Annotated in this window: 1 protein-coding gene and 1 other annotated feature; the gene reads right to left on the reverse strand. The window is 68.4% G+C overall.

Features of this window, described 5'->3' with window-relative positions; all coding sequences use genetic code 11:
- Window positions 1–39: 39 nt before the first annotated feature.
- Window positions 40–1,256, reverse strand: a protein-coding gene (locus tag G5B56_RS19720; RefSeq protein ID WP_164964343.1) for an IS3 family transposase whose coding sequence is annotated in 2 segments (ribosomal slippage) — window positions 40–980 and window positions 980–1,256 — 1,218 coding nt in all. Because the reading frame shifts where the segments join, the coding sequence is not laid out codon by codon here.
- Window positions 874–990: a sequence feature (AL1L pseudoknot), on the reverse strand. It overlaps the preceding gene by 117 nt.
- Window positions 1,257–1,266 lie beyond the last annotated feature (10 nt).

Genomic DNA, 1,266 nt, shown 5'->3' on the forward strand with positions numbered 1-1,266 from the left:
TGAACCGCCCCGGCAATCTCGGAGGCCAGTTGGAGTGAGTCAGGCGGCGATGGCCTGACGCTGGGCGAGTTGCCGGTAGTAGTTTGCCTCGGCCTCGGCTGGCGGGATGTAGCCGATGGGTTCGAGCAGGCGGTGATGGTTGAACCACGAGACCCATTCGAGGGTGGCCAACTCGACGGCCTCGCGGGTCTTCCAGGGTGCACGCCGGTGGATCAGCTCGGCCTTGTACAGCCCGTTGATCGTCTCGGCCAGCACGTTGTCGTAGCTGTCGCCCTTGGAGCCGACGGACGGCTCGATGCGGGCTTCGGCCAGGCGGTCGGTGTACCGAATGGACACGTATTGCGAGCCGCGGTCCGAGTGATGCACCAGCGAGCCGTCGCGCTCGGGCTGGCGCGCGTACAGCGCCTGCTCCAGCGCGTCGAGCACGAAGTCGGTGGTCATCGAACCGCTGGCGCGCCAGCCGACGATGCGTCGCGCGAAGACATCGACGACGAAAGCGACGTAGACGTGGCCCTGCCAGGTCGAGACGTAGGTGAAGTCGCTCACCCACAGCTGGTTGGGCCGCTCGGCGCGGAACTCGCGGTTGACGCGGTCCAGCGGGCACGCCGCCTTGGCGTCAGGCACCGTCGTGCGCACTCGCTTGCCGCGCATCGCGCCGCGCCAGCCGTTGGCCCGCATCAGCCGTGCGACGGTGCAACGCGCCACGGCACGGCCTTCGCGGTGCAACTGCTTCCAGACCTTGCGCACCCCGTACACGCGCAGGTTGCCCGTCCAGACGCGTTCGATCTCGGGCACCAAAGCAGCGTCCAGCCTCTGGCGCGCTGGCCGCAGTTGCGGATCTCGCCGGCGCGCCAGCTCGCGCCACATCGACGACGGGGTGACCTGCAGCGCGCGGCAGATCGGCTCGACCCCGAATCGAGCGCGGTGTTCTTCGACGAAGCCCATCAGGACTTGAAGCGGCGGTCGAGCTCCGCCTGGGCGAAAAACGCGCTCGCCAGCTTCAGGATCTCGTTGGCCTTGCGCAGTTCGCGTACCTCGCGTTCGAGGTCCTTGATGCGCTGCTGCTCCTCGGTTGTCGGCCCGGGCTTGAGCCCCTGGTCGCGCTCGGCCTGCCGCACCCAGCGCCGCAGCGTCTCCGACGTGCAGCCAATCTTGGCCGCGATGGACTCGATGGCCGCCCATTGCGACTCGTGCTGGCCCTCGGCCTCGAACACCATGCGCACGGCACGCTCGACGACCTCGGGGGAGAACCTCACTGACGTCCTC

Origin of the sequence: Rubrivivax sp. JA1026 (genome assembly GCF_011065555.1) — a bacterium.
Lineage (GTDB): Bacteria > Pseudomonadota > Gammaproteobacteria > Burkholderiales > Burkholderiaceae_C > Rubrivivax > Rubrivivax benzoatilyticus.